This is a genomic window from uncultured Rikenella sp. (assembly GCF_910577125.1).
Classification (GTDB): Bacteria; Bacteroidota; Bacteroidia; order Bacteroidales; family Rikenellaceae; genus Rikenella.
Genome location: NZ_CAJTMN010000050.1, coordinates 1 through 15,039 on the forward strand (window position 1 = coordinate 1; position 15,039 = coordinate 15,039).

Below are 15,039 nucleotides of genomic sequence, written 5' to 3' on the forward strand. Positions count from 1 at the left end.
GGGCCGGAGCCACCCCAGGCGTAGGCCTGCAACTCGGCGGTGCTCGTTTCCGGCCACGCTGGCTCCGACCTGCTCCAGCCCCGCCCAATCTTCTACCCCATTCGGCCTGTCGTCCACCCCCGAGGCGCTTCGTGCTTGGGCGACAAGGCCGGCGGCCCGACGGGCCGCAAAAGCTCTGCTCAATCCTTTGCCGTTTCGGGCTGCGCGCTCCCCGGGTGGGCCGAAGGCCCAGCGCGCAAGCCCGGCGATTCTGCGAATCGCGCTACTCGCTCTCGGCCCAAAGCACTGCCCCGTGTCCGCCTCCCTGCGGCTCTGCCGCCCCACTTTTCCGCGCGCCTTTGGGAAATCTTGTTCAAACACGACTGCGTGTTTGAATGATTTCCCTTTTAAGGCGTGGCTCGCGGGTTTTGGCACTTTTTCAGTCAGTCGCCCGCGGCAATTCTTGCCGAATTGGCTCACCGCCAATCGGCAGAATATGCCCTCTTTGGCGGGCGGGCGACTGTCGAGCTTCGACTGCGCTCGGGCCGCGCGGGCCCCACGTCCCGTGGACGGGCAAAACTTCGTTTTGCTGCAGCTGGGTCAGCCCAAAACTTCGCACCGGATGGAACTGCCCTGCGCGGGCGGCGGCCGGCTAATAAGGCAGAAAGAACCCCAATAAAACGCCCGGTGGGCGCCCCGGCGGGACGGAGCGATACTGCGTATCGCTTACCAGTTTACTACTCCCACTTTTTCCGCGCGTGTTGAGCTTCGACTGCGCTCGGGCCGCGCGGCCCCACTTAGTAAGGCAGAGATAACCCTAAACAAAACACCCTATGGGTGCGTGGACGGGAAATGCTTACGCATTTCCACTATCAGTCGCAGCCCAATCCTTGTTTTGGGTACAAAAAAGCCTTCCCCTGTTGACAGAGGAAGGCTTGATGCTATGAAAAGAGGCTCCGGAATCAGTGTGCGAACTCGGCGAAGAAGTCGTTCCCCTTGTCGTCCACGATGATGAAAGCCGGGAAGTTTTCGACATAAATCTTCCGCACCGCCTCCATCCCCAGCTCCGGGAAGTCCACCACTTCGACCGACTTGATGCTGTTCTTCGCCAGCACCGCCGCCGGCCCGCCGATCGAACCGAGATAGAACCCGCCGTGCTTCTTGCAGGCGTCCGTCACCGCCTTCGAACGGTTCCCCTTGGCCACCATCACCATCGAACCGCCGTGATCCTGGAACAAGTCCACATACGGGTCCATCCGTCCCGCCGTCGTCGGCCCGAACGAGCCCGAAGCCATACCGTTCGGCGTCTTGGCCGGCCCCGCATAGTAGATCGGATGGTTCTTGAAGTACTCCGGCATCGGTTTGCCCTCATCCAACATCTGTTTGATCCGGGCATGCGCGATATCGCGCGCCACAATCAGCGTCCCCTTGATATTCAGGCGCGTCTTGATCGGATATTTGGTCAGCTCCGCCCGCACGGCGTCCATCCCCTTGTCGAGGTCGATCTCTACCGCCGGCGTCAGCCCCGGAGCCTCCGTCGGCAGGAAGCGGGCCGGATTTTTCTCCAGCTGTTCGAGGAAAATCCCCTCTTCCGTAATCTTCGCCTTGATGTTACGGTCGGCCGAGCAGCTCACTCCGATTCCCACCGGACAGCTCGCCGCATGGCGCGGCAGCCGGATCACCCGCACGTCGTGCACCAGATACTTGCCGCCGAACTGAGCCCCCACGCCTGATTCCTGACAGATTTTTTTGATTTTCTCCTCCCATTCGAGGTCGCGGAACGCCCGTCCCCCTTCGTTCCCCGTGGTGGGCAGGTTGTCGTAGTAGTGTGCCGAAGCCTTCTTCACCGTAGCGAGGTTGGCCTCCGCCGACGTCCCTCCGATCACCACCGCCAGGTGGTACGGCGGGCAGGCCGATGTCCCGAGATCCTTGATTTTGTCCTTGATGAATTGCGTCAGCGACGCTTCGTTCAGCAGCGCCTTGGTCTGCTGGTAGAGGAAAGTCTTGTTCGCAGAGCCCCCTCCCTTGGTCAGGAAGAGGAACTTGTAGGCCATCCCCTGTTCGGCATAGATGTCGATCTGGGCCGGCAGGTTGGTCGCGCTGTTCTTCTCTTCGGTCATCGTGAAAGGCACCACCTGCGAGTAGCGCAGGTTGCAGTCCCTGTAGGTCTCGTAGACCCCTTTCGAGAGCCACTCCGCGTCGTTCGCCCCCGTGTAGACATCCTCGCCCTTCTTTCCGATCACGATGGCCGTCCCGGTGTCCTGACACGTCGGCAGTTCGCCGGCAGCCGCCACCGTCTGGTTCAGCAGCATGGTGTAGGCCACGAACTTGTCGTTGTCGCTCGCCTCGGGATCCTTCAGGATGTCGGCCAGCTGCTGGAGGTGCGAAGCGCGCAGGAAGAACGATACGTCGCGGAACGCCTCCCGCGCCAGCAGGTTCAGCCCCTCCGGCTCGACGCGGAGCACCCGGCGGCCGCCGCACGTTTCGACACGGACATACTCTTTGGTCAGGAGACGGTATTCGGTCGTGTCTTCCGACAGCGGGAACGGCTCCTGGTAGTTGAATTCAGACATGGTGATCGAGTTATTTGGTAAGCACTGAGGACAAAGTTACTGTTTTTTCCGTAACAGCGCATCGGGTGCCCGCCCCTTTTCTAACTCGTTTTCGAACCCGGCTGCCGGTCGTCGCGGGCGATCTCCTCGACGTCGAGCCCCGAAGGGCGCTGGAACATCCGCAGGCCGAACAGCGGCAGACAGGCCATCACATACTCCATTGTCGAGCGCCGGACAGCATCGTAGGCGTATTCGCTTTCGGTGTTGCGGGCGAAGGCGTAGACTTCGAAGACGAGCCCCGTCTCGGTCACTTCGGTCAGGTAGCGGGCGAAGGTCAGCATCCGCGGGTTGAGCTGCGGGTGGCGGAAGAGCCAGACCTCCATGTGGGCCCGGAACAGGGCGAGATTGGTCAGGTACTGCGGACTGCTCGACCGGGCGAGCCTGACGGCCGCCTCCGCTTCGGAGTGCGTCAGCGGGTCTTCGGCCATCCGTTGCAGCAGGGTGTCGTCGGCCCGGGCGATCGAGGCGACGTCCAGCCGGAACCGGCAGGTGAACCGCCGGCCGGCGCTCTCCTCCATGCACCGCCAGTTGATGAAGGATTCCGAGACCATCGAATAGATCGGAATCGTCGTGACGGTGTTGTCCCAGTTCTGCACTTTCACCGAGTTGAGGTTGATGTCGAGCACGATGCCGTCGGCCTGTTTGCCGGGCATCTCGATCCAGTCGCCCGGCCGGAGCATGTCCTGCGCCGCCAGCTGGATCGAGGCGACGAAGTCGAGCAGCGTGTCCCGGAAGATCAGTGACAGAACGGCGGCGGCGGCTCCCAGACCGACGAAAAGCCGGACGGGGCTCTCCTGCAACAGGGCGGCGACGATCAGGATGGCGGTGACAAAGGCGACCAGGATCTTGCCGACCTGGACATAGCCTTTGATCGAACGCAGCTGGGCCTCGGGCCGCCGCTGATAGAGGTCGTTGAGGGCGTCGAGCACCGAAAAACCGACGAGCATCGCCGTGAAAAAGAGGGCGCAGCGGGTCGCGATCCGCACTGCCTCGATCAGTCCGGGCGTAAAACCGCGGAAAAAGGTGTTGACGCTGAAGAGAATGACGCCGAGCGGGATCAGGTAGAGGGCCCGGCGGTAGAATTTGCGTTCGAACAGGATGCCGACGATCGCATGCCGGGAGCGTTTCGACCACCGCCGGATCAGGGTGAGACCGAGACGGAAAAGCACCCGGTCGATCAGCCAGACGGTGAGAACCAGCCCGGCGCAGACGGCCAGAAACGTGAGCGTGTCGCACCACCATGCCGAGATGCCGAGCCCGGCGAGCCATTGACTGAAGTCCTGCACGACCCAGAATTTCGAGGCCGGGACGTAGGGGGCGGCATCTGCGGCCGAAGCCTGTCGCAGCAGGGTCTCTGCGGCTCCGCCGCCGGTGCCGGACAGGTGTCCGATGAGGGGAATGTGGCTCGAAAGGTTCATTTCGGAAGTGGGTTGAGCTTGATGGGCGTACACCCCGGATGTCGTGCAAAAGATGTGCCTTGATGCGGTTTCGGCGGTGTGTCGGATGAAAAAAGAGCGTCTCTTCGGTCGAAACCGAAGAGACGCTGTGTGTGTGACTTCACCGCGCTATTTCTGGCTGCGGGAAGTTTCGGACTCGTCGATGCGAGTCGTCTGATTACTCAGCTGCAGCGGTCGAGTCGCAAACTGCGGTCGAGTCGCAGCAGGCAGCGCTGTCCACAGCTACTGAATCTACGACGATCGTTTCGCTCATTTCAACGACAGCGGTGGTGTCGGTGTTTTCGTTGTTGGCAGCACCGTTACCGCAAGCGGCGAAACCGGCAGCCAGAGCGGCTACGCAAGCGAATTGGAAAAGTTTTTTCATGACAGGTATGTGTGTTAGTGATGTTAAAACCGCTGCAAAGGTATACCTTTTTCCGAGAAATGGTACAACAAAATAAAAATTTTTGCAAAATATAAACCGCCTGATTTTCAGCGGATGAACCGAAAAGCGGACGGAACGCCCGCCGCGGAACGGATTCCGGTGTTTCGGCGGGGGAGGGAAGAAAGGGTGCGGGCCTGCGAACAAAAGCGTATCTTTGTCGGGTCGAACCGAAAAATCAGGTTATGAGCGCTTCCGATTATCGCCTCGCCGGCCGGCCGGGCGAGGGAAAATTCTATATCGAGACCTACGGCTGTCAGATGAATCAGAGCGACAGCGAGGTGGTGGTGGCCGTGATGCAGCAGGCGGGGTTCACTTATACCGATTCGCTGGACGAGGCGGATGTGGTGCTGGTCAACACGTGTGCGATCCGCGACAATGCCGAACAGCGCATCTGGGGCCGGCTGGCCGAGTTCCGGGAGGTGAAGCGCCGGCGGCCGTGGATGTTGGTGGGCATCATCGGCTGCATGGCCGAGCGGCTCAAGGATCGGCTCATCGAGCAGGAGAAGGTGGTGGACATCGTGGTGGGGCCGGACGGTTATCGTTCGCTGCCGGATCTGGTGCGGCAGGCGGCCGGGGGGGCGAAAGCGGTGAATGTGCTGCTCTCGCGCGAGGAGACGTACGCCGAGATCAGCCCGGTGCGGCTGGATAAAAATGGGGTGACGGCCTTTGTCAGCATCATGCGGGGGTGCAACAATATGTGTTCGTACTGTGTGGTGCCCTACACGCGGGGGGTGGAGCGGAGCCGCGATGCGGAGACGATTTTGGCGGAGGTGCGCGATCTGTTCGGACGGGGGTATCGCGAGGTGACGCTCCTGGGGCAGAATGTCAATTCGTATCGTTACGGGGAGGTGAATTTTGCGGCTTTGCTGGCGCGGGTGGCCGAGGTGTCGCCGCTGTTGCGGGTGCGTTTTTCGACTTCGCACCCGAAGGATTTCTCGGACGAGCTGATCGAGACGATGGCGCGGTATCCGAACATCTGCCGGGCGATCCACCTGCCGGCCCAGTCGGGGTCGTCGCGGATGCTGGAGTTGATGAACCGGCGCTACACGCGGGAGTGGTATCTGGATCGGATCGCGGCCATCCGGCGGGTGTTGCCGGAGTGTGCGATCTCGACCGACCTGATCGCCGGTTTCTGCACCGAGACGCAGGAGGATCACGAGGCGACGCTGTCGCTGATGCGCGAGGCGGGCTATGCTTTCGCCTATATGTTCAAGTACTCGGAGCGGCCGAACACCAAGGCGCAGCGGACGATGCGGGACGATGTGCCGGAGGAGGTGAAGACGGCGCGGCTGACGGAGATCATCGACCTGCAGAACGAGTTGTCGCTGGCTTCGAACCGGGCGGATGTGGGGCGGCATGTCGAGGTGCTGATCGAGGGCCGTTCGAAACGGTCGGCGGACGAGGTCTACGGACGGACGTCGCAGAATAAGGTGGTGATTCTGCCGCGGATGAATTTCCTGCCGGGCGATTACGTGCAGGCGCTGATTACGGACTGTTCGTCGGCGACGCTGATCGGCGTGCCGCTCGGATAGGGGCGTCCGCGGCCGGAGCGGGCCGGCATCAGAGCATGGCGATGCGGAGGATCAGTTCGCGGAGCAGCTCGCCGTCGTCGGCCGAGCCGGCGTTCATCCCTTTCGATTTCATGTCGAACTCGCGCAGCCAGCCCAAGATGGTAAATACTTTCGCATTGGGGTAGTTGGCCGCGGCACCGATGTACTCTTTGGCGAAAAACGGGGCGGGCAGTTTGAGCAGTTTGGCGACCTCCGCTTCCGACAGTCCGGCCATCGCCGGGCGTCCCTGCTTGCGGTTCTCCCACTGGGCGATCCCGAGCGTGACGATTCGCTGGAAGTGATAGAACAGGGTGGCCAGCGTCGCGGGCAGCGGATTGTCTTTCGGGTTGGCCGCGAAGTGGTCGGCGATTTTCAGGGCCCGTGCCATGTCCCGCTCCGACAGGGCCCGCGTCAGTTCGAAGTTGTTGTAATCCTTGCTGATGCCGATATTCTGCTCGATGTGGAGGGCCGTAATCTCCCGCGTGTCCGCAGGCAGCCGGGTGAAGAGCTTTTCGACCTCGTTATCGATCTTTTGCAGCTCTGTCCCCAGGTGGTCTGCCAGCATCTGGATGGCTTTCGGCTCGATGCGGCATCCTTTCGCGGCGAAGAGGTCGCGGATCCACCCCTCCATCTCGTAATCCCGCGGCGCGGAGGCCTCTAAAACCACCGCTCCGGGGCAGCCGGCGAGTTGTTTGTAGACTGCCGACCGTTTGTCGAAACTCTTCCCCTTGTAGCAAATCACCAGCACGGTACTGGCCAGTGGCTGCTGGGCGTACACGCCCAGTGCGTCGAAATTGCGCATGGCCTGCGCTTCGCGGACGATCACGACCTGTCGCTGGCTCATCATCGGGTAGCGGCGGCAGAGCGATACGACGGCCGGCCCGTCGGTCTCTTTGCCGTAGACGACCGTCTGGTTGAATTCCCGTTCGCTGTCGCTCAGCGCGTGGGCGGCGATGTAAGCCGAAATCTTGTCCGTATAGAATCCCTCTTCGCCGCTCAGCAGGTAGAGCGGGGCGTATCGTCCCTGCTGCAGCTCGGCCAGAATCCGGCCGGCCGCTTGCTGGGTGTCTCTGAAATTTTGCTTGGCCATATCTTCCCCCAAAGATAACGTTTTCGGGCGGATGAAAACAAAAATCCCGTTTCGTTCCTGCGAACGAAACGGGATTCCGATAATGGAATATCGAGGACTAACAGTCTTACTGTGCCGCCTCATCCCCGTCCGTGGTCGGCAAAGCCGCCGGCGCCCCCGAAGAGAGGTCGAGGTTCTGAATCGGCGAAGCCTGATTCTCGATAGCCTGCTGCAAGGCATCGTTGCTGCGCGAAATATCCGCCTTCGGCATGGCCATCGTAGCCGCCAGGCTGAGCACGACGATCGCCACGGAAAGCCCCCAGGTCAGTTTTTCGAGGAAGTCGGCCGTCTGGCGCACCCCCATCACCTGGTTCGAGGCTCCGAAATTGGCGGCCATCCCGCTCTTGGGGTTCTGAGCCAGCACCGTGAGGATGATCAGGAAGCTGGCGATGATAATCAGGACGATGAAAAAAACGTACATGGTCGTGTAGGTAAAATGCGTGTGAATGTATGGTCGTCGTTCGCGTTCCGGATATGCGCCCCGGCGTCAGAAGTAGGCTTCGGCTCCGCCTCCGAAATCGCCGTTTTCCGCCCGGATTTCCGCAATCAGGTCTGCAAAGTAAGCGTTTTTTTCCGGATATTTCAAACTCAATTTGTAATAAATTTCGACGGCCCGATCCGGAAGTCCCTGAGCCAGATAGATTTGGGCCAATATTTCGGTGGCAATCTCGCCGTCTTCGGCCACCGAGGCGGCCGAAATGTCATCCGGCTCTTCCACGACGCCCGGCACCGGAGGCGCCGCCACGATCCGCGATCCCCATCCTTCGGTGCTCAGGAAGTCGTCGATAATGGCGTCCGTCTCCGACGGCATGGGCGGCACGGGCTGTTGTTCCGGCATTCCGGCCGGCTCGAATACCAGGCTGTCGTACGATCCGTCGTCTCCCGTCGCTGTCGCAGGTGTCGGTTCTGCGACCGGGCCGGTGGCAGGGGCCAGCAACAGTGTGGGATAAGGGTGGATGAAAAGCCGTACGTCCGTCCGCCGCAGTGCCCGGTGATACCCGGCCGGATCGACGCCCCGCAGGGAGCGCAGCTGCATGTACCGCCCCAGCGTAAACCACGGGTAGGTCTTCACGAGGTCGTCCAGCCGCGCCGATACGCCCGGTTGTTCCAACAGGGTGTAGTCGTCGAGATAGGCTCCGATGGGTTCGTTCATGGCGGGTGTTCGGTGTGTAAGGGTCGGTCGGATTACCAGTTGGACAAGGCTTCGTTGAAGATGTCGTCCACCAGTTTTTCGACGATTTGCGGAATGAGTGTCCCTTCGGCCTGGGTCAGCAGGACGTTGGTGTCGTAGTCTTCGTAGTTGCTGAAGGTCTTTTCGAAGTTGTACTGGGGTTCGTTTTTGTTGACGAATTTGACGCGTACGGTGATCGTGAGCCGGTTCTGGGTGGCGTATTCGTTCCCGGAGATCGAGACGGGGTCGGAGCTGTATCCGATGATTTCGCCCGAGAAGGCGAGGTCGCCCTCTTCGCGCACCACCTGCAGCCGGGTCTGGCTGGCGAGTTTGCTGGTCAGCTCGTCGGTGAGGGTCGGGCTCAGGATCGGGGCGACCATGGCGGCCATATTGGTAAAATAGGCGACCGAGACGGTCTTGCTCAGGGCATAGTTGACCGAGGCCCCCGAAAAGGAGTATTTAACGGAGCATCCGCCCGCGGCGAACAGGGCCGCCACGGTGACGAGCGGGAGCAACAGGATCCGCAAAGGTCTCATAATCGTCATATCAGTCTTCTGAAATATCGTTGTCCCGTATCCCCAGCTCCTTGATTCTCCGATACAGGGTGCGTTCGGAGATGAACAGCTCCCGGGCGGCTTCCTTGCGTTTCCCGCGGTGTTTCCGCAGGGCGCGGACGATCATCTCGCGTTGTGCCTCTTCTTTGGTTTGCGGCGCACTGTCGGTCGCGGCGGCGGCCGGAGTGTCGGTCACCTCTTCGGCGGCGGTTTCGATATAGGGGTTCTCCTGTGCAGCCGGTGTATACAGGGCCGGCGATGCGGTGTATTTGACGGGTAGTGCCGTTCCGTAGCCGGAGGTGGTGCCGCTGCCGTGTTGTGCGGCTGCGAGTTCGGCCACCATCCCTTTGAGTTCCGACACTTCGCCGCGCAGGTCGAACAGCAGTTTGTAGAGGATGTCCCGCTCGGTGGTGTTGGCGAATTCGCCTCCGTTCCCGGCCGGCCCCACGGGGATCAGGCTCCCGGCGGCCGAATAGTCGGGCAGGTAGCGCATCAGGGTCTCGGGCCCGATCTCGCGCCGCTCTTCGATGGCGGATATCTGTTCGGCGACGTTCTTGAGCTGCCGTACGTTCCCGGGCCACGGGTATTCTTCCAGCATCTGGCGGGCCTGGGTGTCCAGCGTGACGGGCGGAATGTGGTATTGTGCGGCGATGTCGGAGGCGAATTTCCGGAACAGCAGATGGATGTCTCCTTTCCGATCCCTCAGCGGGGGCACGGTGATGGGCACGGTATTGAGCCGGTAGTAGAGGTCTTCGCGAAAGCGTCCGGCTTCGACGGCCAGCCGCAGGTTGACGTTCGTGGCGGCCACGACGCGCACGTTGGTCTTCTGTGCCTTGGACGACCCCACGCGGATGAATTCGCCGCTCTGCAGCACGCGCAGCAGCCGTACCTGAGTGGTCAGGGGCAGTTCGCCGACTTCGTCCAGGAAAATGGTCCCGCCGTCCGCCACTTCGAAGTAGCCTTTCCGGCTGTCGGTGGCGCCGGTGAACGACCCTTTTTCGTGTCCGAACAGTTCGCTGTCGATCGTCCCTTCGGGAATGGCGCCGCAGTTGACGGCGATGTAGTTCCCGTGTTTCCGCGCGCTGTAGGCGTGGATGATCTGCGGAAAAAACTCTTTCCCCACGCCGCTCTCGCCGCTGATGAGCACGGTCAGGTCGGTCGGGGCCACCCGAAGGGCGACTTCCAGGGCCCGGTTCAGGGCGGCGGTGTTCCCGATGATGCCGAATCGCTGTTTTACGCTCTGAAGTTCCATAGTTGGTCACACAAAGATACGCCTTATTTTTGGTTTGTCAGCCGCACAAATCTTAACGATTGGCATAATTCTTGAATGCTTTTTCTTGGCATCTTGTTCTTTGTGCCGGATAGAACCGTACCTTTCTTGAAAGAAAGGTACCCAAAGAACTTTCATGATAGCTACGCTATGCCTTAGGCTCCGCAGTCCTCAGTCTTTGCGGTTTGCTTGGGTCGGGGTTCTCCGGGCGCGTTGGGGTAGTTATCGCATTATCGCGCCCGGAAGAATCCCCGGCCCAAAGAAAAGTCCGAAAACCGGGCCGCCGGCAGCTTTAGGATGCGTAAGCATCCTCTAAAGTTTTTTTGGTTCTTTTTGTTCACAAAAAGAACAGTTCCCTCCCGAATCAACGAATAGGATACGAAGAGAAACATTCATTAAAAAATTATACAGTCATGCAAAGTCTTTTTATGGATCGCTTGCAACGTTCGCGCGTAGCCGTGAAAAACTGGTGGTTGCTGCTTCTGCTCGGGATCGCTGTCTTCGTCATCGGGATCGTGATTTTCACCTATCCCGGAGTGAGCTACGTGGCTATGTCGGTCACCTTCGCCGTGTTGATTCTGGTGGCCGGAGCGGTTAACATCGCGTTGGCCGCGTCGAACACCAATCCGGCGATCGGACGCGGATGGTTATGGGCCGGAGGGATTATCGAAATGCTGATCGGGATCGTACTGGTGTGCCATCCGGCGATTTCGGCCGCCACGTTGCCTCTGTTCCTCGGATTCTGGCTGATGTTCCGGAGCTTCGGGCTGATCGGCTCGGGGAGCGACCTGATGTCGATGCGGGTTCCGGGCGGCGGATGGACGGTTTTCGTCGGGGTATTGCTGTTGATTTGCTCGGTGGTGATTCTGGCGCAACCGCTCTTCTTCGGTATCGAAGCGGTGGTGATCTGGGTCGGTGTCTCGTTCCTGATGGCCGGTATTTCGATGGGTGTCTTCTCGTTCGAGCTCCGCAACCTGCACAAGTATTTCAACCGGTAGTGTGCCGGCAAGCATGAAAAGAGGGGGCACCTGTTCGCAGGTGCCCCCTCTTGTTGTTAAACGGAGTTTTACGCCATTCGGATTACTCCGAAATCCGTCGCGCGCCGTCCGAAATCACCACCGGATAGACCTTGCAGTCGATCCCGTATTTCGCTTTGTACTTCGCCCGCACGGTGTCGATAAAGGCATCGTACTTCGGTGCCGGCACCACGTTGATCGTACAGCCGCCGAAGCCGCCGCCCATGATCCGCGATCCGGTCACCCCGCACTCTTTGGCCACTTCGTTGAGGAAGTCGAGCTCTTCGCACGAGACTTCGTACAGTACCGACATGCCGATATGCGTGCCGTACATCTTCCGTCCCACCGTCTCGTAATCCCCCGCTTCGAGAGCGGCGCAGGCGTCCAGCAGCCGTTTGACTTCGTCGATGGCGTATTTCGCCCGGATATAGTCCTCCTGCGAAATCACCCCGATCACTTCGTCGAGCCACTCCGGCTGTGCATCGCGCAGGAACTCGACCTCCGGATGTCGCTGCTGAATGGCTTTGACCGCCCGTTCGCAAGATTCTCTGCGTTTATTGTACGGCGACCCGACCAATTCGTGTTTCACGCACGAGTCGATCAGCACGACTTTGTACCCATGCGCCTCCGGATCGAACGGCACGTACTGGAACTCGCCGGTCTTGCAGTCGAGCCGCATCAGGTGTCCCGCTTTCCCGTGAATCGAGGCGAACTGGTCCATGATCCCGCACTTCACCCCCACATAATTATGTTCCGTTGCCTGCCCGACTTTGGCCAGCTCCATCGGCGGGAAGCCGAGGTTCAGCAGGTCGTTCAAGGCAAAGGCATAGGTCGACTCCAGCGCCGCCGAGCTGGACATCCCCGCGCCGAGCGGCACATCTCCCGAGAAGACCGTGTCGAATCCTTTAATAGTCCCCCCGCGTTTGGTCAGCTCGCGGCAGACGCCGAAGATATACTTAGCCCACTGTTGCGCCGGCGCGTCGGCTTCGCTCAAGCCGAACTCTGCGCTCTCGCCGAGGTCTAAGGCGTAAGCCCGCACCTTGTCCGTCCCGTTGAAGATGATCTCGGCGACCATTCCCTTGTCCACCGCCCCCGGCAGCACGAAGCCGCCGTTGTAGTCGGTGTGCTCCCCGATGAGGTTGACCCGACCGGGCGAAGCGTATACGGCGCCCTGGGTGCCGTACAGCTCCTTGAATTTCTCGCGTACTTTGGTGATATCCATAACAACAGCCTTTCGTATGGTTATTCCGCGATCATATCCTGTTTGCGGATCCGGCTCCCCAGCAGGGCGTAGTAGAGCAGGTAGGCTTCACCGAGAATGACGATGATCCAGGTAACCGCCCAGGAACCGGTGATGTCGGCGATCATCCCCTGCAGCAACGGCAGCACACCGCCGCCCAGCACGCCGATCATCAATGCCCCCGACCCTGCCGAGGTGTATTTGCCCAGCCCTTTGATCGCCAGTGCGAAGGTCGAAGGCCACATCACCGAGTGGAACAGGCCGACAGCCACCAACAGCCACAGGCAGTCGGTCAGCATGGCGCCGATGACGAGCAGCCCAGCCGCAATCGAGGTGACGATCAGCTGCATCCGTGCCGGCACTTTGCTCAGGGCCGACCCGATGAGCCGTCCGACGAGCATCCCGCCCCAGTAGAGCGATCCCATCGTAGCCGCCAGGTCGATCCAGTTGGCATCCGCTTTGGCGTTCATCACCAGATTGGCCCCTACACAAACTTCCACACCCACGTAGATAAAGATCGCCACAACCCCCAAGGTCAGGTGCCGGAACGACCAGATGCTGCGTTCGAGTTTTTCACCGCCTTCGGCCGTGGTGTTGGCGATGTTGGGCAGTTTGAGCTTCGTGATCAGGAAGGCCACACCGAGAATCACCACAATGAAAGCTGCGAACGGAACGATCAATTTGTCGAGGGTAACGACCGTCGCCCCGCCGAAGATGATCCCGCCGACAAAGAACGGCGCGAGGGTAGTCCCGATCGAGTTGGAGGCACCCCCGATGTTCTGCCGCTGCACGTCGCTGGTGCCTTTCACGTTACAAGCAATCAGGTACGGATTAATCACCACCTGCATGATCGTCACCCCGGCTCCCACGACATAGGCGCCGATCAGGAAGAGGAAATAGGCGTACGGAATCGACGATTCGCCGAAAGCGATGGCTGCTCCGTCCGAATATTTCTGGAGCAATACCGAGGCTTCGAAAATGGCGCACCCGGCGGCCACCACCATCAGGGCCCGCACCATGGTGTTCTTGTACCCGTGCTTATTGACGAGCCGGGCCCCGATCCCGCCGGTCAGCGGGTAGGAGAGGAACCAGGCGAAGGTGACCATCACGGCCAGGGTGTTCTGAATCCCGCCCACGTTGCTGAGCAGGGCGCTCTGCAAGGGGCTCTGGAACTGCTGGTTCACGACGGTGAGGAAGCCGACGATGAAGAACAGGAAGACCATCGTGATGAACGGCCCCGTGTAGTTGATTTGAGTTTGTTGATTGTTCGTCATAACGATTTGTTTGGGTTTATTTTGAGTTTCAGTTATTTCGTGCCGAAGCGGTAGACGATATGTTGTTCATAAATCTCCCCCGGTCGCAAAACCACGCTCGGAAAGTCCGCCCGATTGGGCGAGTCGGGAAAGGCCTGGCACTCCATCGCCACCCCGTCTCTGTCCGAATAGGAGTAGTTCGGATTCTTGGACTGGGGACAGCCGCTCAGCCAGTTCCCCGTGTAGATCTGTATCCCGGGCTGGGTCGTGGTCACCTCCACGAACCGCCCCGACTCCGGCGAGTAGAGTTCCGCCGCCGGCCGAGAGTTGTCGTCGATCACCCAGCAGTGGTCATACCCTTTCCCCCAGACCAACTGCTGAAACGGCTCGCCGATGCGTTCCCCGATCGCATGAGGCGTCCGGAAATCCATCGGCGTCCCCTCGACCTGCGCCGGCGCCTCCGGAGCAGCCAACGGAATCGCGGTGTCGTCCGTCGGCAGGTAGCGCGATGCTTTCAAAGTCAAGGTGTGCCCCAACACCGAACCCGCGTCGTGTCCGTCGAGGTTGAAATAGACGTGGTTGGTCAGGTTCACAATCGTAGCTTTCCCTTCAACCCTGGCATAATAGGTGATCTCCAGCCGATTGTCGTCGTCCCAGTCATAACATGCCTCGACGTACAAAGCCCCGGGATATCCCTCCTCTCCGTCTGCGGAGTGATAGCCGAACACCACGCGATCCCCTTCTACTCGTCCTTCCCACAGCCGATTTGCAAACCCGGTCGGCCCGCCGTGCAGGTGGTTCGGCCCGTTGTTAACGGCCAATTTATACGTAGTACCGTCCAGCGCAAACGTCCCTTTTGCGATCCGGTTGGCGTACCGCCCGACGCTCTTCCCCATGGCAGGCCCGTCGGCCACATACGACTGCCACCGGTCATATCCCAACACGACGTCGGCCATCCGCCCGTCCCGATCCGGCACGGTGACTCCCACAATAGCGGCTCCGTAATTGGTGAGCTGCACGCTCGCTCCGTTGCCGTTGGTCATCGTATAAAGCACCACGGGCTCTCCGCCTCCCTCGCCGTCTGCCGAAGCCGGGGTGAAACCCCATACCTGTTGTGTAATCTCGTTCATTGCTGTGTGTATAATGTTTGTCTTTGAGCCGGACGGAACTGCCGCTTTTTGAAAAAAGCGGCACCAAAAACTTTTAGTTAGCTACGCTACTCCTCAGGCTCCGCAGTCCTTAATCTCTGCAATTGCTTTTGGGTCGGGGTTGTAGCGCGCCAAAGGTTGTGATTGCATTAAGCGCGCTACAACTCCTGGCCCAAAGAAGAGTCCGAGAGCTGGGCCGCCGGCAGCTTTAGGATGCGTAAGCATCCTCTAAAGTT

Annotated in this window: 14 protein-coding genes; 2 read left to right on the plus strand and 12 right to left on the minus strand. The window is 60.2% G+C overall.

Features of this window, described 5'->3' with window-relative positions:
• The 4 genes from QZ292_RS06550 to QZ292_RS06565 all read right to left on the minus strand — a co-directional run.
• The coding region (locus QZ292_RS06550) for a hypothetical protein (protein WP_294599526.1) at positions 1-183 on the minus strand (183 nt) is incomplete at its 3' end.
• 758 nt (positions 184-941) lie between these two features.
• Positions 942-2,552, minus strand: a complete 1,611-nt coding sequence (locus QZ292_RS06555) for a fumarate hydratase (RefSeq protein ID WP_294599529.1) — start codon at positions 2,550-2,552, stop codon at positions 942-944.
• A gap of 80 nt (positions 2,553-2,632) precedes the next feature.
• Positions 2,633-4,009, minus strand: coding sequence for a mechanosensitive ion channel family protein (locus tag QZ292_RS06560; protein ID WP_294599532.1), 1,377 nt, complete (start codon positions 4,007-4,009; stop codon positions 2,633-2,635).
• A 196-nt stretch (positions 4,010-4,205) separates the two neighbouring features.
• Positions 4,206-4,412, minus strand: a complete 207-nt coding sequence (locus tag QZ292_RS06565) for a hypothetical protein (protein ID WP_294599535.1) — start codon at positions 4,410-4,412, stop codon at positions 4,206-4,208.
• Positions 4,413-4,654: 242 nt separating this feature from the next.
• On the opposite strand from QZ292_RS06565, the gene miaB reads away from it, so the two are divergent.
• Entirely contained in the window at positions 4,655-6,004 is a 1,350-nt protein-coding gene (gene miaB / locus QZ292_RS06570) for a tRNA (N6-isopentenyl adenosine(37)-C2)-methylthiotransferase MiaB (protein ID WP_294599539.1), read from the plus strand.
• A 28-nt stretch (positions 6,005-6,032) separates the two neighbouring features.
• Here the strand turns inward: miaB and holA are convergent, their stop codons facing one another.
• The 5 genes from holA to QZ292_RS06595 all read right to left on the minus strand — a co-directional run bounded on the left by holA (position 6,033) and on the right by QZ292_RS06595 (position 10,128).
• Positions 6,033-7,112 carry a DNA polymerase III subunit delta gene (gene holA, locus QZ292_RS06575; RefSeq protein ID WP_294599541.1) on the minus strand — a complete coding sequence of 360 codons (1,080 nt, stop codon included), beginning with the start codon at positions 7,110-7,112 and terminating at the stop codon, positions 6,033-6,035.
• A gap of 106 nt (positions 7,113-7,218) precedes the next feature.
• Positions 7,219-7,572 (minus strand): preprotein translocase subunit SecG, encoded by a 354-nt coding sequence (gene secG / locus QZ292_RS06580; protein WP_294599544.1) that lies wholly within the window; start codon positions 7,570-7,572, stop codon positions 7,219-7,221.
• Between the two features lie 66 nt (positions 7,573-7,638).
• Complete coding sequence (locus tag QZ292_RS06585; RefSeq protein WP_294599547.1) at positions 7,639-8,304, minus strand: hypothetical protein; 666 nt, start codon at positions 8,302-8,304, stop codon at positions 7,639-7,641.
• 32 nt (positions 8,305-8,336) lie between these two features.
• Positions 8,337-8,867, minus strand: a complete 531-nt coding sequence (locus QZ292_RS06590; RefSeq protein ID WP_294599551.1) for an LptE family protein — start codon at positions 8,865-8,867, stop codon at positions 8,337-8,339.
• Position 8,868: 1 nt separating this feature from the next.
• The gene (locus QZ292_RS06595; RefSeq protein WP_294599555.1) at positions 8,869-10,128 is read right to left on the minus strand and encodes a sigma-54 dependent transcriptional regulator; all 1,260 of its coding nucleotides are present in this window, start codon (positions 10,126-10,128) and stop codon (positions 8,869-8,871) included.
• 431 nt (positions 10,129-10,559) lie between these two features.
• Here QZ292_RS06595 and QZ292_RS06600 point away from each other — a divergent pair, with 431 nt between their 5' ends.
• Complete coding sequence (locus tag QZ292_RS06600) at positions 10,560-11,144, plus strand: DUF308 domain-containing protein (RefSeq protein ID WP_294599559.1); 585 nt, start codon at positions 10,560-10,562, stop codon at positions 11,142-11,144.
• Positions 11,145-11,226: 82 nt separating this feature from the next.
• Here QZ292_RS06600 and galK read toward each other — a convergent pair whose 3' ends face one another.
• From galK to QZ292_RS06615, 3 genes are read right to left on the minus strand one after another with little or no spacing between them, the layout of a single operon-like run.
• Positions 11,227-12,384, minus strand: coding sequence for a galactokinase (gene galK / locus QZ292_RS06605; protein ID WP_294599562.1), 1,158 nt, complete (start codon positions 12,382-12,384; stop codon positions 11,227-11,229).
• A 20-nt stretch (positions 12,385-12,404) separates the two neighbouring features.
• Positions 12,405-13,676 carry an MFS transporter gene (locus QZ292_RS06610; protein ID WP_294599565.1) on the minus strand — a complete coding sequence of 424 codons (1,272 nt, stop codon included), beginning with the start codon at positions 13,674-13,676 and terminating at the stop codon, positions 12,405-12,407.
• A 32-nt stretch (positions 13,677-13,708) separates the two neighbouring features.
• Positions 13,709-14,785, minus strand: a complete 1,077-nt coding sequence (locus QZ292_RS06615) for an aldose epimerase family protein (protein WP_294599568.1) — start codon at positions 14,783-14,785, stop codon at positions 13,709-13,711.
• Positions 14,786-15,039 lie beyond the last annotated feature (254 nt).